This window comes from Paralcaligenes ureilyticus (genome assembly GCF_004346225.1).
Classification (GTDB): domain Bacteria; phylum Pseudomonadota; class Gammaproteobacteria; order Burkholderiales; family Burkholderiaceae_B; genus Paralcaligenes; species Paralcaligenes ureilyticus.
In genome coordinates this window covers 26,077-47,946 of the sequence record NZ_SMAJ01000022.1, presented here as the reverse complement: position 1 = coordinate 47,946, position 21,870 = coordinate 26,077, and the positions used below count along the sequence as shown (strand labels likewise).

Below are 21,870 nucleotides of genomic sequence, written 5' to 3'. Positions count from 1 at the left end.
CTTATGCCACGTAGCACAACACTTCGCCGCCCACGCCATCAGCGCGAGCCTTGCGATCGGTCATGACACCGCGCGACGTCGATACGATGGCCACGCCCAGGCCGTTCATGACCTGAGGGATGGACGTGCGACCTTTGTAGATACGCAATCCGGGACGTGAAACACGTTCGATACGTTCAATGACCGGACGCCCGGCGTAGTATTTCAGCAAGATCTCGAGGACAGGCTTGGCCTTGTCGCCGACGATCTGGAAACTGTCGATATAGCCTTCATCTTTCAGCACAGCGGCAATAGCCACTTTAAGCTTCGAGGAGGGCATGCTGACCGACGTCTTGTTAACTTGCTGTGCATTACGCACACGGGTCAACATGTCGGCGATGGGATCGCTCATGCTCATGTGTAATTTCTCCTACCAGCTGGCTTTGGTCATGCCCGGCACTTCGCCGCGCATTGCCATCTCGCGCAGTTTGTGACGAGTTAAACCGAATTTGCTATAAACACCACGCGAGCGGCCTGTCACCACGCAACGATTGCGCTGACGGGTCGGGTTTGAATTGCGCGGCAGTTGTTGCAGTTGCAAACGAGCCTGATAACGCTCTTCGTCGGATTTCGACTGATCGCCGATGACGGCCTTGAGCGCAGCACGTTTGGCAGAAAACTTCTCCGCCAGCTTGGCGCGTTTGATGTCGCGATTGATGAGTGAAAGTTTTGCCACGTCATCGCCCCTTAGTTGCGAAACGGGAAGCTGAAGGCAGTCAACAGCGCCTTGGCTTCGTCGTCGGTCTTGGCGGTGGTGGTGATGCTGATATTCATCCCACGCAACACGTCGATTTTGTCGTATTCGATTTCGGGGAAAATGATTTGCTCTTTCACCCCGACGTTGTAATTGCCGCGTCCATCGAACGCACGACCCGAAATACCACGGAAGTCGCGCACACGCGGCAAAGCCACGGAGACCAGACGATCCAGGAATTCGTACATGCGCTGGCCACGCAGGGTGACCATGCAACCGATGGGATAATCTTCGCGGATTTTAAAAGCCGCGATAGCCTTGCGCGTTTTGGTCACCACGGGCTTCTGGCCCGCGATCTTGGTCAGATCGGACACGGCGTGCTCGATAACCTTTTTGTCCGACACCGCCGCCGACACACCCATGTTCAGGGTGATCTTGGTGATGCGAGGCACTTCCATTACGCTTTTGTAGCCAAATTTGGCCTGCAGGTCGGCCACAACCTTGCTGCGGTAAAACTCTTGTAAACGAGCCATGTTGTTCGCCCCTTAAGCCTTGGCGCCAACGACGGCGCCGCTGGAACGGAATACACGGACATTGCGGCCGTCGACGACTTTGATTCCGACCCGATCAGCTTTGCCAATTTCGGGATTGAAAAGCGCCACGTTCGAAATATGAATAGGCATGGTCTTGTCGACGATACCGCCCTGGCTACCCGCCATGGGATTGGGTTTGACGTGTTTCTTGACAACATTGATGCCTTCGACCAGCACATGGTCGGCATCGACACGTCGCAATACGGTGCCGCGGCGTTTTTTATCGCGGCCTGCCAATATGACGACCTCGTCGCCTTTACGAATTTTTTCCATGGTTCGCTCCTTACAACACTTCTGGGGCCAGGGATACGATCTTCATGAATTTCTCTGTACGCAGTTCACGCGTTACAGGTCCGAAGATGCGGGTACCGATGGGTTCCAGCTTGGCATTGAGCAACACGGCGGCATTGCCACCGAAACGAATCAGCGAGCCGTCCTTGCGGCGCACGCCGTGAGCGGTGCGAACCACTACTGCGTTGTAAATCTCGCCTTTCTTGACGCGTCCGCGAGGAGCCGCATCTTTGACACTCACTTTGATGATGTCACCGATGCCGGCATAACGGCGCTTGGAGCCGCCCAACACTTTGATGCACATAATTCTACGTGCGCCGGTGTTGTCGGCCACATCTAGCGTGGTCTGCATTTGGATCATGATTTTTCCTGTTCCAACTTAGCTGGACCGCGCCGCTATTGGGCAACGCCGTACAACCAGTTTTGGTCCCGTCAGATTCGCCTGCCGCGAGCGCATTTGGGCTAGCCAAATCACCTGCAACCTGTGAACCCTGGGTTGAATTCTGCTATTAATCTTAATCGCCGGGTCTACAACTACTGGGCCTACTACAACTGCTAACTACTTTTAACCTGTCTGCCTCGCCTCAAATTACACCACCCGTAGTATGTGCGTATTACATGTGCGTAATGCATGGGCGACGCTATTTCGACAAGCAAGTCCGTTATGGTATTCTAGTTTCATACGAATTGCAAGTAGCAAGCCCTATCAAGCAAGGCATGTCGCATTCGGGCCTCACGGCCCAGCCCGGGGCAAGGCCGAGGCTGGACCAGGACTCTCATTTTTACATCAATGCAAGGACGCACAGTATGTACGAAAAGCTAGCACTCTATATAGACGGCGAATTTCTGGGCGCGGACGGCCGCAAGACCCAGGAGGTCACCAACCCTTCCACACTGGAAGTGCTGGGGCAGCTCCCTCACGCGAGCACCGCCGATCTCGATCGCGCCCTGGCCGCCGCCGCTCGCGCTTTCGAGACCTGGCGCCACAGTTCCCCCATGAAGCGCTCCGAAATACTGCGCCGCGTCGGGCAGCTATCACGTGAACGAGCCGAGGAAATCGGCCGCAACATGACGCTCGACCAAGGCAAACCCCTGGGTGAATCCGTGGGCGAAGTCATGGCCTGCTCGGACCACGCCGACTGGCACGCCGAAGAATGCCGCCGCATCTATGGCCGCGTCATTACGCCTCGCAGCCCCGAAGTGCGCCAAATGGTATTGCGCGAACCCATCGGCGTGTGTGCGGCCTTTACGCCCTGGAATTTTCCCTACAACCAGGCCATACGCAAAATCTGCGCCGCTATCGGCGCCGGCTGCACCATTATTCTTAAAGGCCCGGAAGACTCGCCCAGCGCGGTCATGGCCATTGCACGCGCTTTTCATGACGCCGGCCTGCCTGCCGGCGTGCTCAATATCGTTTGGGGCATCCCGTCCGAAGTGTCCGAGCACCTGATCCGTTCGCCCATCGTACGCAAGGTGTCGTTTACCGGTTCGGTTCCTGTGGGTAAACACCTGGCCGCATTGGCTGGCGCCCATATGAAACGCGTCACCATGGAATTGGGCGGTCATTCGCCGGTATTGGTGTTTGAAGATGCCGATATCGACCGTGCCGCCAAACAATTGGCACGGTTCAAGGTACGCAACGCCGGCCAGGTGTGCGTATCTCCCACCCGCTTTTATGTCCACGAAAAAGCCTACGACCAATTTCTGGAGAAATTCGTCAACACCCTTAAAACCGTCAAGGTTGGCGACGGACTGGACCCGGAAACCCAAATGGGTCCGCTCGCCCACGAACGGCGCGTGCCCACCATGACCAAATTTGTGGAAAATGCCCTAAAGATGGGCGGTAAAGTCGTACTGGGCGGCGAACCTCTGAAACGGGTCGGGCATTTTTTCGCGCCCACGGTGGTCACGGATCTGCCCGAAGACTCCATGCTCATGACCGAGGAGCCGTTCGGGCCGATTGCGCCCATTACACGCTTCTCCGACACCGACGACGTGATCAAACGCGCCAATTCCCTGCCCTTTGGCCTGTCGTCCTATGTATTCACCAACTCGCTGCAAACGGCCACCAAAGTCGCCAACGGCATCGAGGCTGGCATGGTCAACATCAACCATTTCGGCAGCGCCTTGCCCGAAACCCCCTTTGGCGGCATCAAGGATAGCGGCATCGGCAGTGAAGGCGGCACGGAAACTTTCGACGGCTACCTGGTCACCAAGTTTGTGACGCATATTTAAATCTCAAAAATTCTTTTCATTTCAACCCAACAAGCTGTTTAATGCAGTTTGTTGGGTTTTTTTGTTCTGCAAATCCACTTAAAGCCTTGCCATTCGGCGTTATTCAATACCTCTATAAATAAAAGCTAAAACCTGATCACAACCGGAGACCTTCATGAACAGACGAGAATTACTTAAACTTGGCGCCCTGGCCACCATGGCAAGCCCTTTGATCGGCCTCAAATCCGCGTTTGCGGCCACGGATACAGGCCCCATTTTATTTGGCGCACCAAACTCCATGTCGGGCCCGTTTGCCGCCAACGGAAAGTTCGCAGCCATGGGAGTACAGCTGATTATCGACGAAACCGGCAAGGTGCTGAATCGGCCGTTGGCATACAAGATTCTCGACTCGCAAGGCAAGCCGGCGGTTGGAATACGCCAGGTACAAGATCTGTTTCAGCAATCGAATGCGCGTTTCTTCGCCGGGGGAGTGCTCTCGTCGGTCGGGCTCGCGATGGGTAAGGCCATAGACAAACTGGGCGGGGTTTTCGTCACGACTGTCGGCGCCGATGAAGTCACCGGGGTGGACTGCAATCATGCAACCTTCCGCTGGTCCGTTCCCACTTATGGCGCCGTTCAGGAAACGGTCGGACCGCTCATCAAGTTGCTGCCCAAGGCAAAACGGTGGTACACGATTACGCCTAAATATGTATTTGGCGAAGGCCTGCTCACCGCCACCAAAAACCTGCTCAAGAAGGAAGGACTGGAGCACGTTGGAAACAGCTACCATTCGCTTGACGAAAGAGAATTCAGCGGCTACCTGACCAATGCCATGGCCACAAAGCCCGACGTACTGGTACTGCTGAACTTCGGCTCGCAAAGCTCGGAAACCTTGCGCCAGGCCGTCAGCTTCGGCATGAAAACCAATACCACCATCCTGATCGCCTGGGCGTCGGGTCTCGAACAATTCCAGTCGCTGGGCGCCGATCTGTGCGAAGGCGTCTACTTCGGCGTGCAATACTGGCACGGTATCGATAGCCCGCTTAACCACACGCTGGTCAAACAAACCCAGGCCAAGTTCAAGATGAATCCCAACTATAGCCTGGCGGGGGGATACATCTGCACCAAACTGATGCTCGACGGCATCGTCAAGGCAGGTTCTGCCGATCCGGCCAAAGTCATCGCCGCCATGGAGGGTACGAGCTACGATGGTCTGACCGGCCCCGAAACGATCCGCAAGGGGGATCACCAGGTCGTGAAGAACTATTACCTGCTAAAGGGCAAGCCTAAAAACAAGATGAAAGACAAGGACGATTACTGCGAAATCCTGCACGCCGGTCAATCATTCCTGCCGGTGGCCGAAACCGGTTGCAAAATGCCAGCCTGACGTACCGTCGGGCAATATAAGCGCCCACCCTTAAGGTTCAGATTGCCTATGAATGTTTATGTGCTGCAAGTGATCAACGGCATCGGCATCGGTATGCTTTATTTCCTGCTCGCTGTTGGGCTGTCGATCGTTTTCGGCCTGTTGCGATTTGTGAACTTCGCTCACGGCGCCTTTTTTGTATTGGGCGCTTATGCCTGTTACCAGGCCGAGCAATGGGGTGCGAACTTCTGGTGGACGCTGGTCATCGGCCCGTGCGTCGTCGGCGCTCTGGCGTGGCTAACCGAGCGGCTTATCCTGCGCAGGGTCTATAACTTGCCGCACGAATTCCACATTCTATTTACGGTAGGCCTGGCGCTCGCCATACAAGAGCTGGTGATACTGGGGTGGGGGCCTGTAGGAATGAATGTGGCGCCGCCCGACCTGCTAAAAGGAGTGGTCATTTGGGGTGGCTTCATCTATCCCAAATACCGCCTGTTCGTCATCGCGTTTACTGCCGTATTTGCCATACTTATCTGGCTGCTGCTCGAACGCACCCGTCTGGGCAGCACCGTACGGGCGGGTAGCGAATCCACCGAAATGGTGACATTGCTGGGCATCAACATTCATCGAACTTTCGGCCTGGTCTTTGCGTTGGGCGCCGCCACCGCCGGCCTGGCAGGAACCCTTGCGGCGCCGCTCCGCGGTGTAGAACCCTTCATGGGAGTCGAGGCCATTGCCATCGCATTCGTAGTGGTAGTGATTGGAGGGATGGGCAGTTTCGGCGGCGCTCTTCTAGGCGGGCTGCTGGTGGGCATAGTGCAAAGCGTCATGAGCACCCTGTGGCCACAGGGTGCGAGCCTGATGATCTACGTATCGATGGCGCTGGTCCTGCTTCTTCGCCCCAATGGCTTGCTGGGGAGAGCCTAGATGAATCTACTACGCAAACATCGACTTATGCTTCTTGCCCTGGCGACCGTGCTCCTTCTGCCACTTGTCTTGAAGTCGGGCTCGCTTGCCTCGGAGGTATTAATTTACGCCTTGGCAGCGCTCGCCTGCAATGTCTTGCTGGGATACACCGGCTTGCTGTCGTTTGGTCAGGGGATCTTCTTCGGCATGGGCAGCTACACCCTGGGCATAATCCTGACTCGCACCAGCCTGCCCATGCCCCTGGTGCTGCTCATATCCATACTGGTGGGCGCCCTGATTGCAGCCGCCATTGGCTGGCTTACCATCCGGCAAAAGGGCGCCTACTTTGTCATGCTGACCCTGGCCTTGGCGCAGATGTTTTACTTTCTGGCCTACTCCACCCCCGAATGGACCGGCGGCGACAACGGCCTGCTTAATATCCCCACCCTGCCGCTCACCCTTTTCGGCTATGTTTTGCTGCCCAACAAAACCAGCTGGGAATACTACACCTTTGTCGCGATTATCTTTCTCATTGTGTTTTATCTGCTGCAGCGAGTGGTCGAATCCATTTTCGGCCGCACCCTGCTGGCGATCCGCGACAATCCGGCACGCGCCACGGCGGTAGGCTACAACATCACCCTGTTCAAGCTGGTCGCGTTCATGGTGTCAGGGGCGACAACCGCCCTGGCCGGCGCCCTCTACGCAATGATGACCGGCATTGCGCCGCTCACCAGTATCAACTACCACATGAGCGAAACCATTCTGGTCGTAACGGTGATTGGCGGCACCGGCAATCTGTTTGCCTCGGTGCTGGGCGCCGCCTTGTACGTTATCGCATCCGATTGGCTGTCCAATCTGTGGCCGCGCTGGCTACTGCTTTTTGGCCTGCTTCTGATGGTGGTTAGCCTGTATATGCAGGGCGGCCTGTGGGGTCTGTGCGAGCTGATGTTTAAACGCTGCGTAAAGCCGGGCCGCACCTCCAACCCAACGGCGGAGGAGCCCTCCACATGAGTCAGCCTTTACTTGAAGCCAGGAATGTCGTTAAGCGCTATGGAAAATTCCTGGCGCTGTCGGGCGTCGATCTGCGGGTGCAGGCCAAAACCATACATTCGGTCATCGGCCCTAACGGCGCGGGCAAGACCACCCTTTTTCACACACTGACGGGTACCGTTCCCCTGACTGAAGGGTCCATTGTTTTCGATGGCCACGATGTCAGTCGACGAACCGACTATCAACGCGTGCAAGTGGGTATGGCGCGATCTTTCCAGGTGACCTCGCTGTTTCCCACCTTGTCGGTTCACGAAAACCTGAGGCTCGCCATACAAGGCACACACCCACGGCAGGCGCTGCGCTTGTGGTCGCTTATTCGGCTTGCTCCCGACCAATCCGATGCGATTGAATCCATACTCGACAAGATTGGTTTGGCGCAAGTCCGGCACAATCTAAGCAGTGCGCTATCGCACGGCCAGCAACGGCGTCTTGAAGTCGGCATGGCGCTGGCCGCCAAACCTAAAGCCATATTTCTGGACGAGCCTACGTCGGGCATGGGCATCGATGACATCGACTCCATGAAAAAACTGATTTACGGCCTGCGCAACGACCTGACTGTGATTTTGATCGAGCACAATATGGGCATCGTCATGGATATCTCCGATACGATCACCGTCATGCAACAAGGCAAAGTGCTGGTGGAAGGCGCTCCCGGCGCGATCAAATCCGATCAACGCGTCCGAAGCGCGTATCTGGGCGGCATGATTACCGGGGGACGATGATGCTGCAGGTACAGGATATCCACAGCTATTACGGCAAAAGCCATGTTATCCAGGGTGTCGGCCTCGAAGTAAAACAAGGCGAGCTGGTGACCCTGCTGGGCCGCAACGGGGCGGGAAAATCCACGACACTAAAAAGCATCGCCGGGCTCATTACGCCGGCGAGCGGCAAAATAATTTTCAAGGGCCAGGACATGACCTTGCTGCCCGCCTACCGCATTGCCAGCCAGGGGATTTGCCTGGTGCCCGAGCATCGCGGCATTTTCCGTTTGCTGACCGTCGAAGAAAACCTGAATCTGGGCCGTAAAAAAGGCTCGCCCTGGTCGTTGCACGATATCTATAAAATCTTCCCGCGCCTATACGAGCGTCGCCGCAACGGAGGCGCTCAATTGTCCGGCGGCGAGCAACAGATGCTGGCCATAGGCCGCGCATTAATGAACAACCCCCGGCTTCTGATGCTCGACGAACCCGTCGAAGGCCTGGCGCCAGTCATCGTGGAAGAAATCGTCGCTCAGCTTAAACTGATCAAAGCGCAAGGCATCTCAATATTGCTCGTGGAGCAGAATCTGGAAGTCTGCATGCAGCTCGCCGAGCGCCATTACATTATTGAAAGTGGCAAAATTGTCTACACCAACGACAACGCTTCATTTATGAATGACGCCTACGTCAAAGACCAATATCTCGGTGTAGGCGCCATTTCGCACTAATACCTGACGAAAAATTCTATTCGAGACTTCTATGAACGCTCCCAACCATGCTGTCAGCACCGTGCGCATCAATGGCGCCAGGTTGTGGCAATCACTCATGGCCCTGGCCAAAATCGGTGCAACCCCCAAAGGCGGAGTATGCCGTCTGGCGCTAACCGAACTGGATCGGCAGGGGCGTGATCTATTCGTGCAATGGGCTCGGGAAGCCGGCTGCACGATCCGCATCGATACCATCGGCAATATTTTCGCCCGCCGTGAAGGTCGCAACCCGGATTTACCCCCCGTGCTAACCGGAAGCCATATCGACACCCAACCCACGGGCGGAAAATTCGATGGGAACTATGGCGTCCTGGCCGGACTTGAAGTCCTGCGCACCCTCAACGATCTTGATATTCAGACCGAAGCGGCCATTGAAGTGGCCGTGTGGACCAACGAAGAGGGCTCACGCTTTGTCCCCGTGATGATGGGGTCGGGCGTTTTCGCCGGTGCATTTCCCCTGGCCGACACCCTGAAACAAACCGATGTGAAAAACATCAGTGTGGCCACCGCGCTGGAACAAATAGGATACGCAGGCACAACGCCTAGCGAACACTTCCCCATCAAAGCCTACTTCGAGGCGCACATCGAACAAGGCCCCATACTCGAAGCCCGGCGCGACACCATAGGCGTTGTCACCGGCGCATTAGGCCAGCGCTGGTATGACGTGACCGTAACCGGCATGGAGGCTCATGCCGGGCCCACGCCTATGGAATTACGCAAAGACGCCTTGCTGGCGGCCGCAGATCTGATACGCTGCGTCAACCAAATTGCCCTGGCCCACGCCCCCCATGGCCGTGGCACGGTAGGATGGCTCGACAACTACCCCAACTCGCGCAATGTGATCCCAGGCCAAGTCAAATTCAGCGTAGATCTTCGTGCTCCTTCGGACGAAATTCTGTTGGCCATGGATGCCTCCATCAGAAAGGCTTGCACGCAACAGGAAACCGGCGTGTCGGTAGATATCGAACAAGTCGTTTATTTCCCACCGCAACCTTTTCACGCGGAGCAGGTCAATGCGGTAAAGTCTGCCGCCGATCAGCTCGGGCTATCGCACACAGAAATCGTCAGCGGCGCCGGGCACGATGCGGTTTACCTGGCTCGCGTCGCGCCTACGGCCATGATTTTCATCCCTTGCAAGGATGGCATCAGCCATAACGAAATCGAAGACGCCAAACCGGAACACATCACCGCCGGCGGCAACGTACTTTTGCTGGCCATGCTGGCACAAGCCCACGTCGTGCCCCATTAAGGCGGCCAAACATTATGAAAATACTCATTGCCAGAATGAACCACGAGACCAATACGTTCTCGCCGGTTCCTACCCCACTTGCGGCTTTCGGCGTCAATGGCCCCACCTACGACGCTGATGCCTATGCGGAAAACCTCGGTGGGCGAACGGCGATGAGCGCCTTTATCGATCTGGCCCGCGCGGCGGGAGCCGAAATACTTACGCCCGTTTCAGCCACGGCAAACCCCAGCGGCCCCGTAGCGCAAGCCGCTTACGACACCCTATGCAACTGCATCGTGGCCGCTTCCGATCATTGCGATGCCATGATGCTGGACCTGCACGGCGCCATGGTGGCTGAAAACAGCCAGGATGGCGAAGGCGATTTGCTGGAGCGCCTGAAAGCCCGCCACCCGCAAAAGGCGATTGGCGTGGCGCTCGACCTGCACGGTAACGTTACGCAAAAAATGATCGACAACGCCGACGTCATCGTGAGCTTCAAGACGTATCCTCACATCGACATGTACGAAACCGGAGCGCACGCCGGCAAGCTGCTGCTCGAGATGCTTGCCGGCGATATCAAGCCCGTCATTGCCTGGGAGCGCCTGCCCCTGATGACACACACGCTAAAAAGCGCCGATCAGTCGCCAGCCATGCACGCGGCGATCGAGGCAGCCAAAGCGGCAGAACAAAATGGCGTCCTCGCGGCCTCTGTGCTGGCCGGGTTTGCCCTGGCCGATATTGCTGCACCCTGCATCAGCGTAGTGACCGTAGGAAAAGATTCGGCGTCCGCACAACAGGCCGCGCACAATATCGCCACGCTGATCTGGGAGTCTCGAGAAGGTTTCGTCTATACCAGCCCGCCGCTGGCGGATTCCATACGCGGCGCCAAAGACATGAGCGGACAGTCCCGGATTCAGTCGGCCGAGTGTGGCAACCCACAAGGCCCGATTCTGCTGCTCGATCACAGCGACAACTGCATGTCGGGCGGCACGTGCGACACGATGGACGTGCTGCAAGAAGCGCTGGCGCAAGGGCTGAACAATATTGGTGTTGGCCCTTTATGCGACCCCGACGCCGTCGACCAAATGGCGCAGGCCGGTGAAGGCGCCAACCTCACGCTCCGGCTTGGCAACAAGCGGCCCCTAAGCAGCCTGGGCATTGTGAAAGAGCCCGTTACGCTTACCGGCCGCATCAAGCGGTTGACCAATGGCGAATATATTATTTCAGGACCCACTTATACCGGTTTGAAATGCAGCATGGGCCGGACGGCGCTGTTTGTGTGCGGCGATCTGGAGCTCGTCGTCACCGAGCGCACTCATGAACCCTGGGATTTGGGCGTATTCACAAGCGTGGGTCTGGACCCTGCAAAAAAGGATTTTCTGCTTTTAAAATCGCGCATGTATTGTCGGCCTGTATTTTTTCCCATCGCAAAAGGCTTTGTCGAGTGCGACAGCAGCGGGGTTACCAGCTCAAACTACGCCTTGTTCCCGTTCAAGAATATCGAACACCCCGTCTACCCGCTCGACCCTCAGACGCAATGGCCGGCTTAATGCGTAGCCAACATGGCACCCACAAGGGGTGCCGCTACAAAAACGTACCCCACCGCTAATGTAGCGGCACCCCTTGTGGGTGCCATAATCCTTGACAGCCAAGATCGTACCGACAAAGACCCGGCCGTGAATTTTGTAGCGGCAGCCCTTGTGGCTGCCATCGAACCAGGGACCAAAACAATCGCGGCTTACATCGGATCCAGGGGATACATAGGCCGGCGCACGTTTTTGAACGTCAGTTTGGAATAATCGGACGTTGTCACGCCTACGCCGTCACACTCGATGACCTGCTTGACCAAACCGGTAAATCCGGCCCGCCAATGAACACGGCTCTTCATGACCACGTAATGCATGTTGCGTACATCGATGCCCAGGGAATAAAAGCAATTCAAATCGAAGGGCTCCATATGGCCGGATGCCACCACAATCAAAATACGGCCCGTATCCAGAACAACGGTCGGGCCGGTGCAAATTTCAACCCCTGCACTCATGGGGCCCCACAGCTTGAAGCGGCCATCACTGATCGTGCGCACCGTAGCGTTTACCGACAGAGCCGGATTCGCCTCGCCGGTGGCCAGCAATTGAGCCTTCCCGCCCAGGGATATGGTCACGCTATTACCCACCCCCGCAGCGATCGCCTGGCTTACGGCTGCCGGATCAAATATGGCGTAGAACGCCGCATTGCTGATCCCTTGATCGATCACTTCCCGCAAGACCACGGTGGTATCCATGGTACCGCCGGATGCGACGTTATCGCAGTGATCCAGCAACACGACCGGATAGTCGGTGCATCGTACCGCCGACTTGACCGCATCGACCAGGGGCACCGACTCGAACAAGAACTCGGCACGGCGATTCCAGGCTTCATTTAGCAGTGACTCACAGCTTGCGCTGGCTACATCGGGGCGCGCATCCGTGCACACCACCACGCTTAGGCCCGCATTGGAAATATCAGCATGAGGGAATCCGACAAATAGCGACGCGGCCAGAACCGTGGCCTTTTCAAGCTCTTTGCAGCGCTCCTGCAAATCCCGGTTCGGTCCGGTATGAGTGCCCTGACGCATCACGTGCGGCAGCATCGGGCGATTGCCCCAGGACATCACCGGATGAAGCTCGCCCTGAATCGTCTTGCAAATAATCTCTGCCGCACGTACCCCAGCCTCGTAAATATCAATATGCGGGTAGGTGTGATAGCCCGTAATCACCGTCGCATGGGCCACCATATCCGGATAGAGATTGGCGTGCATATCCAGCGTCACGCCTATCGGTACGGACGGCTGGATGAGCCGCAAGCGCCGCAGCAGCTCGCCTTCGCCATCCTCAATCCCGTCAACCACCATGGCGCCATGCAAGTCCAGCAAAATGCCATCGAAGACATCTTCGGCCGCAAGCAGAATGGCCTCAACAATTTTCTCGTAAGCGGCGCGATCAACCGGCCCGCTGGGCCAGGCGTCGGCAACGATAGGCACGATGATCTGGGCGCCGTATCGCGCCGCCACATCGATAAAACCACCGATTCCACTACCCGTTCCTGTCCGGGCGGCAATCGCGGCAGCGCCGGCCAAGGTGCCGGCGCTGCCCTTAAAAAAACGCTCAAACGGCGTTGCTACAGGGGAAAAAGTATTCGTTTCGTGTTTAAACGTGGCCAATAAAAGTCTCATCCACCCTCTCCTATTGAATACATCGTTGTATCTCTCCAGCCTCTGCCACAACGACACGCTGACTCAAAGCCCAATATACTGCGCTTTAACACAAGCCCCCCATGCGTGAACCCATTACCCCCTACAGGCCCAGCACATCATGCAATGCGAACTTCCTCTTGCAACAGCCCGGCAAATCTATGACGGCGCTCTACTCCCCGATATCCAGGCCCGTACCTTTCGTCATACCGACATGCTCTTTCCGACCCGGACAATCGCCCGCAGCCCCACGGCCCGCCCTCTGCCCACGCAAGACAACCCTTTGCAGAATTTTGTTTTTGCCTCGCAAGGCAAAACATACGACCTGTACGATTTTCTGTCGATCAATCGAGTAAGCGGCATGCTGGTGCTTAAAAACGGCGCCAACTGCTTCGAAACCTATCAATTGGGCAATACTGAAAAAGCGCACTGGATGTCCATGTCGATCGCCAAGACGGTAACGGCTACACTGGCCGGCGTGGCCATCAAAGACGGCTACATCAAAAGCCTGGACGACCCCATCTCGCACTACCTCCCCGTCTTGCAACACAGCGCCTACAACGGCGTTACCGTACATCAGCTGCTGACGATGTGTTCGGGGGTGCAATGGGACGAAACCTATACCAATCCTCAATCCGACCGCCGCCGCATGCTGGACTTGCAAATAGCGCAACAGCCTGGCGCCATTGTCGACATGATGTCCAGATTACCGCGCGCCGCAACCCCCGGCAGCCGCTGGAACTACAGCACCGGTGAAACCCACATTGCGGGAGCCATGGTGCGAGCCGCCGTTCAACGGCCATTGGCCGATTATTTCTCGGAAAAGATCTGGTCCAGGCTGGGTACCGAGGCCGACGCCAAATGGTGGCTGGAATCCCCCAATGGCCTGGAAGTGGGCGGAAGCGGAATCTCGGCAAGCCTGCGCGACTATGCCCGATTTGGCCTGTTCCTGTTGAATCAGGGCGTCATCGACGGAGTGGAAGTCTTGCCGGCTGGCTGGATCCAGGCGGCCAGCCAGCCGATCACTGTGGGCGGCGCCAAGGTCGACTATGGCTACATGCTCTGGCCCCTGCCGCATTACCACCCAATACATCACGGCGCTTTCCAGGCCATAGGCATCTTTGGCCAGCATCTGTACGTCAATCCCGAACAGAACCTCGTCGCCATGGTCTGGGGCGCCCTGCCCAAGCCCATGTTCAAGGATCAAACACAAATCCGGATCGAAGATTTCTTTGCCGGTCTTTGCGTGGCTTTGGATTAGCGGGAAACCTGGCACCTACAAGGGGTGCCGCTACAAAAACGTGCCCGTGAATCATGTAGCGGCAGCCCTTGTGGCTGCCAAAATCGTCGATAACCGAGGCGGTATTTATAGAACGCCATGCCACCCACAAGGGGTGGCGCTACAAGCGACCATCACGTAAATATCAGCCACGCGAGCGTCGTGGGCGGTTAAGGCGAGACGGGCAGAGAACTATGCATCGAAATCAGGCTGCTGTGCTGGCGCCGCCTCCTGAAAGGCCGGCAAGGTATTGCAATGCTCGTAGACCGCCATAACGCGCGTAAACTCATCGACCTTGCACTTCATGCGCAAGGCATTGGCCACCTGCGGCACCAGACAACAATCGGCCAGCGTTGGCTCGTCACCCAGACAGAACGGCCCCGACTCAGTTCGTTGCAACAGCGCTTCCAGCGAACGCAGCCCTTCATCTATCCAATGCTGATACCACGTATTTTTCTGCTCATCGCTAACACCCAGCACATTGACCAGATAACGCAACACCTTCAGATTATTGACCGGATGCATATCGCAAGCGATCAGGTTGGCGATTTCCAGCACCCGCGCGCGCCGCTGCCGATCTTGTGGAATCAGTTGCGGCTTGGGGTACTTGCTATCCAGATAATCGATAATTGCCAGCGACTGGCCCAGATCGAAACCCTCATCAACCAGCAAAGGCACCCCCGCGCCAGGATTTTTGACCACGTAATTGGCGGCCTTGTGCTCGTGCGCGCGGATATTCACCGGCAGGTATTCGAACCTGACCTGCTTGAGCGCCAGCGCAATACGCACGCGATACGAGGTGGAGCTGTTGAAAAAACTGTATAGCTGCATGGCATGAAATCCCAAAATGTTGATTCAAACAGTCACAGATTACGTTGCGGCCAATATATGTCGAGAAATGAAATACTATTATCATCCATATCAAAAACAATATATTGAAGCAACCGCCTCACGGCAATACCTCATATTATTCCCGCTACCTGCGAACGGATTTCAAACAAACTGATGAATACAGCAGTCGTGGTGGTAGTTCTTATTATGGCCATCGTCGTCATTGCAAGCGTGCGCGCGCTGCGTCTGGCCCTGATCTCGCGCCGAATATTCAATCTGTACAAAAAGATCCTGCCGCCCATGTCCAGCACCGAACAGGACGCACTGGAAGCGGGTACCGTCTGGTGGGAAGCCGATTTATTCCGCGGCAAACCGCAATGGTCGAAACTGCATAACCTGCCCAAGCCCACGTTAACCCAGGAAGAACAGGCATTTCTGGATAACGAAGTCGAAACGGTCTGCGCCATGGTCGACGACTGGAAGGTCACCCACGAGCTGTGCGACATGCCGCCAGAAGTCTGGCGCTACATTCGGGACAATCGCTTTTTAAGCATGATTATCCCGAAAGAATATGGCGGCCTCGGGTTTTCCGCCTACGCCCACTCCGAAGTCATCGCCAAACTGTCGACCCGAAACTCCGCGCTATCGGTCACCGTCATGGTGCCCAATTCCCTGGGGCCGGCCGAGTTGCTGCTGCGCTACGGCACCAAAGAGCAAAAAGACTACTATCTGCCTCGCCTGGCCAGCGGCGAGGAAATACCCGCGTTTGCGCTCACGAGCCCCTGGGCCGGATCGGACGCGGCCGCCATTCCCGACAGCGGGATCGTCTGCAAGGGCCAATGGCAAGGCCAAGAAGTGCTCGGCATGCGGGTTACCTGGGACAAACGCTACATTACGCTTGCCCCAGTCTGCACACTATTGGGCCTGGCTTTTCGCCTCTACGATCCGGACGGCTTGCTAGGCAGCCAAAAAGATCTGGGAATCAGCTGCGCGCTGGTGCCCGCCAATCACCCCGGTGTCGAAACGGGGCGGCGTCATCTCCCCTTGAACGCCATGTTCATGAACGGCCCCACCCGCGGCAACGATGTTTTCATGCCGCTCGATTTCATTATCGGCGGCGCGGGCATGGCCGGCCATGGCTGGCGCATGCTTATGGAATGCCTGGCGGCAGGCCGCTCAATTTCGCTGCCGTCTTCCTACACCGGCATGGCGAAAATGACGGCTCGCGCGGTGGGCGCCTACGCCGTTATACGCAAGCAGTTCCGCACTCCCATAGGTAAGTTCGAAGGTGTCCAGGAAGCCCTGGCCCGTATCGGCGCGCACACCTACCTGATCGACGCGGCGCGCAGCATGACCGCGGGCGCCATCGATCTGGGAGAGAAGCCGGCGGTCATCTCGGCTATCGTCAAATACCATGTCACCGAGCGCGCCCGCCGCGTCGTCAACGACGCCATGGACGTGATCGGCGGCAAGGGCATTTGTCTAGGGCCTTCCAATTTTCTTGGACGAGCCTACCAGCAGTTGCCGGTAGGCATCACCGTCGAAGGCGCCAATATTCTGACGCGCAGCCTGATTATCTTCGGCCAGGGCGCGATCCGCTGCCACCCCTACGTCCTGGCCGAAATGCAGGCCGCAAGCAATGCCGATACACAGGCCGGCCTGCTCGATTTCGACCGGGCAATCCGCGGCCATATCTGTTTCACCGCCGGCAATGTACTGCGCACCCTGTGGCTTGGCCTGACGGGTGCACGACTGCTGGCGATTGATACCGATGTCGCGCCCGAGATGAACGTTTATTACCGCCAGATCAGCCGCTTTTCCAGCGCATTTGCCATGCTGGCCGACACCTCGATGTTGCTTCTGGGCGGTTCGCTGAAATGGCGCGAGAGCCTCTCCGCACGCCTGGGCGACATACTCTCGCAAATGTACTTGATATCGGCCACCCTCAAACGATACGAAGACGACGGCCGACAAGCCGACGATACGCCGCTGGCGCACTGGGCCATTCAAGATGCCTTGTTTCGCCTGCAGGATGCCTTTGAAGGTGTGTTGGCCAACTTTCCCAATCGCTGGGTCGCCGGCCTGCTGCGTGTGCTGGTCTTTCCTTATGGGCGGCCATTTTCCGCCCCCTGCGACACGCTCGGGCAATCCGTCGCACGCGCCATCACACAGCCGGGCGCCGCCCGCGATCGTCTTACCCGCGGCTGCTTTCTTCCCAAAGACACCCACAGCCCGCTGGGCGCAATCGAAGCGGCACTGGCCGCCACGCTAGCCGCCCGCGACATTGACGCAAAAATCCATCAGTTCGAAAAAAGCGGCCGCCTCGACGACAACCCCGCGGCCAATGTCCGCGACATCGCCACCGCCGCACACGCGGCAGGAGGCATTACCGACGACGAATACGCGGCCATACAAGAGCGTAATAACTTGTGCGACCGCGTGATAGCGGTTGACGATTTTCCCTTTGACCTGCATAGTCCCGCATAATCCGGCATAGCCGATATTCATCCCGAGCCCCCGTCATGAAAATAAGCAAACCCCTGTTACACCTGATCCCGGCGGCATTGTTGAGCCTGGGAGCCTCGGGGGCACACGCCTCCGGTTTTCAATTAACCGAGCAAAACGCCAGCGGGCTGGGCAACGCGTACGCGGGGTCGGCGGCCATCGCGGAAAATGCGAGCACCATCTTTTTCAACCCGGCAGGCATGACCAGGCTGCCCGGCGTGAATGTGTCGGCCGGCGCAGTCCTGATTGACCCCTCGTTCAGGTTTTCGAACAGCGGCAGCACCGGGCCTGGCGGCCTGCCTTTACAGTCAAATACAGGAGGAGACGCGGGGCCGTTGAGTGTTTTGCCCAATGCCTATATGTCATGGCAAGTCAACCCCAACTGGTTTCTTGGCCTGGGCATAGGCGCTCCTTTTGGCCTGTCAACAGAATACAGCGACAACTGGATCGGCCGATATCAATCGACCTCGTTCAGCATCCAAACCATTAACATCAACCCTTCCGTTGCCTACAAGGTCAATGACCGGCTTTCCCTGGGCGCAGGCGTGAATTGGGCGCACCTGAGCGCAGATTATCGGCGCAACATACCCGCCGCTGCGCTGGCGCCTTCAATACCCCTCAGCAAGCTAGTCGGCTTGCCGGATATGAACGGGAAAGTCGATCTGCACGGCGACGCCTGGGGCTGGAATCTGGGCCTGCTTTACCAAGCGACTACCGACACCCGCATCGGCCTGTCCTACCGCTCCAAAATGCGATTCAACGCCAGCGGCACGACCACTCTTGGCAATCTCCCGCTGGGACTGCCTGCGCGCACCGCCGACGCGAGCACCACGGTCACGCTGCCCGACACCGCCATTCTTAGCGTGGTGCACGACCTCAATAGCCAGTGGCAATTGCTGGGCGATGTTTCATGGACAGGCTGGAGCAGTATTCCTTCACTTGATATCAAAAATAGCGGCAGCCTACCCAACGAAAGCCTGAAACTGAAATTCCGCGACACCTGGCGTATTGCCTTGGGGGCCAATTACAAATACAGCCCGAAATGGACCTTCAAAGCAGGGGTCGCCTACGACCAGTCGCCGGTGCGCGACGCGCAATACCGTCCGACATCGCTGCCCGACGGCGACCGCATCTGGCTATCGATTGGCGCACAATATCATTTCAACGATCACGCTACCGTCGACGTCGGCTACGCCCATCTGTTCTTGAGCAACCCGTCCATCAACAACGCTACCGATCCCACCAAAGGTACCGTCTACGGTTCGTACAAGGCCAGCATCGACATGCTTGGGGTACAGGTGTCGTACCGATTCTAAGGTTGCCATGGAACACATCTGGCTTGAACACTACCCGCAGGGCGTCCCGGCCGACATCACCGGCCAGGCGCAAGCCTACGCCTCGCTCGCAGCCATGTTCGACGAAAGCTGCTCGAAGCACGCACAAAACGTGGCCTACATCAGCATGGGTTCCACCATGACCTACGCGCAGCTGGACGCGCACTCGCACCACTTTGCCGCATGGCTGCAATCCATAGGGGTCAAAAAAGGCGAACGCGTCGCGCTGATGATGCCCAATCTGCTGCAGTATCCGGTGTGCCTGTTTGGCACGCTGCGAGCCGGCGCCGCTGTCGTCAACACCAACCCTTTGTACACCGCGACTGAGCTTGAGCATCAGTTGCGCGATTCCGGCGCCGAAACGATCGTTATTGCCGAAAACTTTGCCCACACCCTGCAGCAGGTGCTGACCAAGACGGCGATCAAGCACATCGTCGTCACCTCGCTGGGCGAAATGCTGGGCGCCGTCAAGGGCACCCTCACCGACTTGGTGGTGCGCCACGTAAAGAAGCTGGTGCCTGCCTGGGAACTGCCCAATACGCTGCGCCTGAATCAGGCCCTTGCGCGCGGGTCACGTGCGGCCTTCACCCCACCCTCGCTCGGCCATGACGATCTGGCCTGCCTGCAATATACGGGGGGAACCACGGGAGTCGCCAAAGGCGCCATGCTGACCCACGGCAACCTGGTGTCCAACGTTTGCCAGGCCTACGCGTGGGTCAAACCCTACACCACCGAGGGGCAGGACTGCATCGTTACCGCCCTGCCGCTTTATCATATCTTCGCGCTCACGGCCAACTGCCTGACCTTCATGAAACTGGGTGCACGCAACCTTCTTATCGTCAACCCGCGCGATATCCCTGCATTCGTCAAGAGCATGAGGCACACGCCTTTTACCGCCATCACCGGCGTCAATACGCTATTCAATGCGTTGTTGAACAATTCCGAATTTTCCAGGTTGGACTTTTCGGGCCTGCGAATGGTTCTCGGCGGTGGGACGGCCGTACAGGAAGCCGTCGCCCAGCGCTGGCTGAGCCTGACAGGCATACCCATAGCGCAGGCCTACGGGCTGACGGAAACTTCTCCGGCCGTCACCATCAACCCCTTTGATAAAAAAGACTTTACCGGATCCATAGGCCTGCCCGTCCCGTCCACCGATATCGCCATACGCGACGACGGGGGGCGCGACCTGCCTCTGGGCGAAAGCGGCGAAATCTGCGTGCGTGGCCCGCAGGTCATGCCCGGCTACTGGAACCGGCCTGACGAAACCGCAAAGGTTTTCGATGCCGACGGTTTCCTGCATACGGGCGACATCGGCTATGTCAGCGAGCAGGGCTATGTGTTTATCCTCGACCGAAAAAAAGACATGATCCTTGTGTCGGGATTTAACGTTTATCCCAATGAGGTCGAAGCCGTCGCAATGCAGCACCCCGATGTGCTGGAAGCCGCGGCCATCGGCGTACCCGACGAGCATTCCGGCGAGGTCGTCAAACTGTTTGTCATTCGAAAAAACAAAAGCCTGACCGAGGCAGAGCTGATCAAGCACTGCCGCAGCATGCTGACCGGTTATAAAGCGCCCAAGTACGTGGAGTTTCGCGACACGTTGCCGCGCAGCAATGTCGGAAAGATATTGCGCCGCCAGCTCAAACCATAGGCGGCCCGCGCCTTGGAGCGCAAACCCCTCAGCCCTCGTAGTCGCGCGAAATGCGACGGATGCTTGCCAGCCCCGCCTCGACGGATGGCGGATGAAGTTCATCCTTGCGCCAGTACATCGATACCGATCCGTACCCGGGAATACGGACGCGATATGAAGTAGAACTGTTAAAGAAACTATAAAGCTGCATGGTTGAAGGTCCGGAACATTATTTCAATTGGCAGTAATTTTGGCGTCCTTGATAACCTCGGCCCAGCGCGCGTCGTCTTTGACAATCAGCGCGCCAAATTGGTCGGGCGTCGACGCAGCGGGCACCATCCCCTGCGATTCGAACGCTACTGCCGTCGCTGGAGATGCCAGGACCTCATTGACTGCCTTGTTCATTTTTTCGATGATCGCAGCAGGAGTGCCTTTGGGCGCCAGAACGCCGTACCACATATCGACATTCGCGCCCTTTAAACCGGCCTCGCCCAGCGTGGGAATTTCGGGAAGCTGCGCAACCCGGTTCGGGCTTCCAACCGCAATGGCCTTCAGCTTTCCGGCCTTTATCTGAGGCAGGGCGACATGGATAGGCAGGAACATATAGTCCAGGCGTCCGCCCAGCATATCCTGCACGGCGCCGGCCGTGCCTTTGTAGGGCACATGCAGCATCCGGATTCCCGTCAGGCCATCGAGCAAGGCCATGGCAAGGTGATGCGGCGTTCCTACGCCCGGCGAACCGTATGTCAGCTTACCCGGCTCCGCCTTGGCCGCGGCGACAAGCCCTGCTACGCTATGCACCGGGTTGGAGGGCCCTGTCACCAGAACCAGCGTGCCCCATGACGTCTGGCCAACCGGCGCAAAATCCTTGACAGGATCGTAGGGAAGTTTGTAAAGCGTGCGGTTCATCACCAGGGTGCTCACCGTCACTAGAAAGGTGTAGCCATCCGGCCGGGCGCGCGCCGCCTTTTCCGTGCCGATATTGCCGCTGGCGCCCGCCAGGTTCTCGACCACAAACGGTTGGCCCAGCTTCTTTGGCAGCTCCGCAGACAGCCGCCGGGCGATCAGATCGATTCCTGTGGCCGACGTAAACGGCACAATGAGCGTAACGGGCCGGCTGGGCCAATCGGCAGCGTAGCTCAGCGAGCACACGGCGGCCAGCAAAGCAGCCAGCGCAATACGAATTAAGTTGAACATAATGTCTCCCGGTTTTATC

Annotated in this window: 21 protein-coding genes; 12 read left to right on the top strand and 9 right to left on the bottom strand. The window is 57.4% G+C overall.

Annotation, left to right across the window (positions count from 1 at the left end; all coding sequences use genetic code 11):
• Window position 1: 1 nt before the first annotated feature.
• Genes rpsH through rplN form a run of 5 tightly spaced genes read right to left on the bottom strand, consistent with a single transcriptional unit; the run spans window position 2 to window position 1,978 of the window.
• Entirely contained in the window at window positions 2–397 is a 396-nt protein-coding gene (gene rpsH / locus EDC26_RS18700) for a 30S ribosomal protein S8 (RefSeq protein WP_132585729.1), read from the bottom strand.
• A 12-nt stretch (window positions 398–409) separates the two neighbouring features.
• Window positions 410–715 carry a 30S ribosomal protein S14 gene (gene rpsN, locus EDC26_RS18695; RefSeq protein WP_132585726.1) on the bottom strand — a complete coding sequence of 102 codons (306 nt, stop codon included), beginning with the start codon at window positions 713–715 and terminating at the stop codon, window positions 410–412.
• A gap of 11 nt (window positions 716–726) precedes the next feature.
• A complete protein-coding gene (gene rplE / locus EDC26_RS18690) occupies window positions 727–1,266 on the bottom strand; it encodes a 50S ribosomal protein L5 (protein ID WP_132585723.1) in 540 nt (179 codons plus the stop codon).
• A gap of 12 nt (window positions 1,267–1,278) precedes the next feature.
• A complete protein-coding gene (gene rplX, locus EDC26_RS18685; protein WP_132585720.1) occupies window positions 1,279–1,599 on the bottom strand; it encodes a 50S ribosomal protein L24 in 321 nt (106 codons plus the stop codon).
• Window positions 1,600–1,609: 10 nt separating this feature from the next.
• Window positions 1,610–1,978 carry a 50S ribosomal protein L14 gene (gene rplN, locus EDC26_RS18680; RefSeq protein WP_132585717.1) on the bottom strand — a complete coding sequence of 123 codons (369 nt, stop codon included), beginning with the start codon at window positions 1,976–1,978 and terminating at the stop codon, window positions 1,610–1,612.
• Window positions 1,979–2,424: 446 nt separating this feature from the next.
• On the opposite strand from rplN, the gene EDC26_RS18675 reads away from it, so the two are divergent.
• From EDC26_RS18675 to EDC26_RS18640, 8 genes are all read left to right on the top strand, one after another.
• The gene (locus tag EDC26_RS18675) at window positions 2,425–3,852 is read left to right on the top strand and encodes an NAD-dependent succinate-semialdehyde dehydrogenase (RefSeq protein WP_132585714.1); all 1,428 of its coding nucleotides are present in this window, start codon (window positions 2,425–2,427) and stop codon (window positions 3,850–3,852) included.
• Window positions 3,853–4,006: 154 nt separating this feature from the next.
• Window positions 4,007–5,218, top strand: a complete 1,212-nt coding sequence (locus EDC26_RS18670; RefSeq protein ID WP_132585711.1) for an ABC transporter substrate-binding protein — start codon at window positions 4,007–4,009, stop codon at window positions 5,216–5,218.
• 48 nt (window positions 5,219–5,266) lie between these two features.
• Window positions 5,267–6,124: a branched-chain amino acid ABC transporter permease gene (locus EDC26_RS18665; RefSeq protein ID WP_132585708.1), complete on the top strand. Its 858-nt coding sequence runs from the start codon at window positions 5,267–5,269 to the stop codon at window positions 6,122–6,124.
• The gene (locus EDC26_RS18660; protein WP_132585705.1) at window positions 6,125–7,114 is read left to right on the top strand and encodes a branched-chain amino acid ABC transporter permease; all 990 of its coding nucleotides are present in this window, start codon (window positions 6,125–6,127) and stop codon (window positions 7,112–7,114) included.
• Window positions 7,111–7,875 carry an ABC transporter ATP-binding protein gene (locus tag EDC26_RS18655; protein ID WP_132585702.1) on the top strand — a complete coding sequence of 255 codons (765 nt, stop codon included), beginning with the start codon at window positions 7,111–7,113 and terminating at the stop codon, window positions 7,873–7,875. The genes EDC26_RS18660 and EDC26_RS18655 overlap by 4 nt, the downstream gene beginning before the upstream one ends.
• A complete protein-coding gene (locus EDC26_RS18650) occupies window positions 7,872–8,579 on the top strand; it encodes an ABC transporter ATP-binding protein (RefSeq protein WP_132585699.1) in 708 nt (235 codons plus the stop codon). Before EDC26_RS18655 ends, EDC26_RS18650 begins: the two co-directional genes overlap by 4 nt.
• Before the next feature lie 31 nt (window positions 8,580–8,610).
• Entirely contained in the window at window positions 8,611–9,867 is a 1,257-nt protein-coding gene (locus tag EDC26_RS18645) for a Zn-dependent hydrolase (RefSeq protein ID WP_132585696.1), read from the top strand.
• A 14-nt stretch (window positions 9,868–9,881) separates the two neighbouring features.
• Entirely contained in the window at window positions 9,882–11,396 is a 1,515-nt protein-coding gene (locus EDC26_RS18640; protein WP_132585693.1) for a M81 family metallopeptidase, read from the top strand.
• A gap of 188 nt (window positions 11,397–11,584) precedes the next feature.
• Here the strand turns inward: EDC26_RS18640 and EDC26_RS18635 are convergent, their stop codons facing one another.
• Window positions 11,585–13,057: a M81 family metallopeptidase gene (locus EDC26_RS18635; RefSeq protein ID WP_132585689.1), complete on the bottom strand. Its 1,473-nt coding sequence runs from the start codon at window positions 13,055–13,057 to the stop codon at window positions 11,585–11,587.
• 139 nt (window positions 13,058–13,196) lie between these two features.
• On the opposite strand from EDC26_RS18635, the gene EDC26_RS18630 reads away from it, so the two are divergent.
• Window positions 13,197–14,336, top strand: coding sequence for a serine hydrolase domain-containing protein (locus tag EDC26_RS18630; protein ID WP_132585686.1), 1,140 nt, complete (start codon window positions 13,197–13,199; stop codon window positions 14,334–14,336).
• 210 nt (window positions 14,337–14,546) lie between these two features.
• Here EDC26_RS18630 and maiA read toward each other — a convergent pair whose 3' ends face one another.
• Complete coding sequence (gene maiA, locus EDC26_RS18625) at window positions 14,547–15,185, bottom strand: maleylacetoacetate isomerase (RefSeq protein ID WP_132585683.1); 639 nt, start codon at window positions 15,183–15,185, stop codon at window positions 14,547–14,549.
• Window positions 15,186–15,359: 174 nt separating this feature from the next.
• On the opposite strand from maiA, the gene EDC26_RS18620 reads away from it, so the two are divergent.
• From EDC26_RS18620 to EDC26_RS18610, 3 genes are read left to right on the top strand one after another with little or no spacing between them, the layout of a single operon-like run.
• Window positions 15,360–17,672 carry an acyl-CoA dehydrogenase gene (locus EDC26_RS18620; protein ID WP_132585680.1) on the top strand — a complete coding sequence of 771 codons (2,313 nt, stop codon included), beginning with the start codon at window positions 15,360–15,362 and terminating at the stop codon, window positions 17,670–17,672.
• Between the two features lie 35 nt (window positions 17,673–17,707).
• Complete coding sequence (locus EDC26_RS18615; protein ID WP_132585677.1) at window positions 17,708–19,006, top strand: OmpP1/FadL family transporter; 1,299 nt, start codon at window positions 17,708–17,710, stop codon at window positions 19,004–19,006.
• 7 nt (window positions 19,007–19,013) lie between these two features.
• Window positions 19,014–20,675 carry an AMP-binding protein gene (locus EDC26_RS18610; RefSeq protein WP_132585674.1) on the top strand — a complete coding sequence of 554 codons (1,662 nt, stop codon included), beginning with the start codon at window positions 19,014–19,016 and terminating at the stop codon, window positions 20,673–20,675.
• Window positions 20,676–20,703: 28 nt separating this feature from the next.
• Here EDC26_RS18610 and EDC26_RS20185 read toward each other — a convergent pair whose 3' ends face one another.
• Together EDC26_RS20185 and EDC26_RS18605 are read right to left on the bottom strand one after the other, a co-directional pair.
• The gene (locus tag EDC26_RS20185) at window positions 20,704–20,865 is read right to left on the bottom strand and encodes a thioredoxin domain-containing protein (RefSeq protein ID WP_165931069.1); all 162 of its coding nucleotides are present in this window, start codon (window positions 20,863–20,865) and stop codon (window positions 20,704–20,706) included.
• A 23-nt stretch (window positions 20,866–20,888) separates the two neighbouring features.
• Window positions 20,889–21,851: a tripartite tricarboxylate transporter substrate binding protein gene (locus tag EDC26_RS18605; RefSeq protein WP_132585671.1), complete on the bottom strand. Its 963-nt coding sequence runs from the start codon at window positions 21,849–21,851 to the stop codon at window positions 20,889–20,891.
• Window positions 21,852–21,870 lie beyond the last annotated feature (19 nt).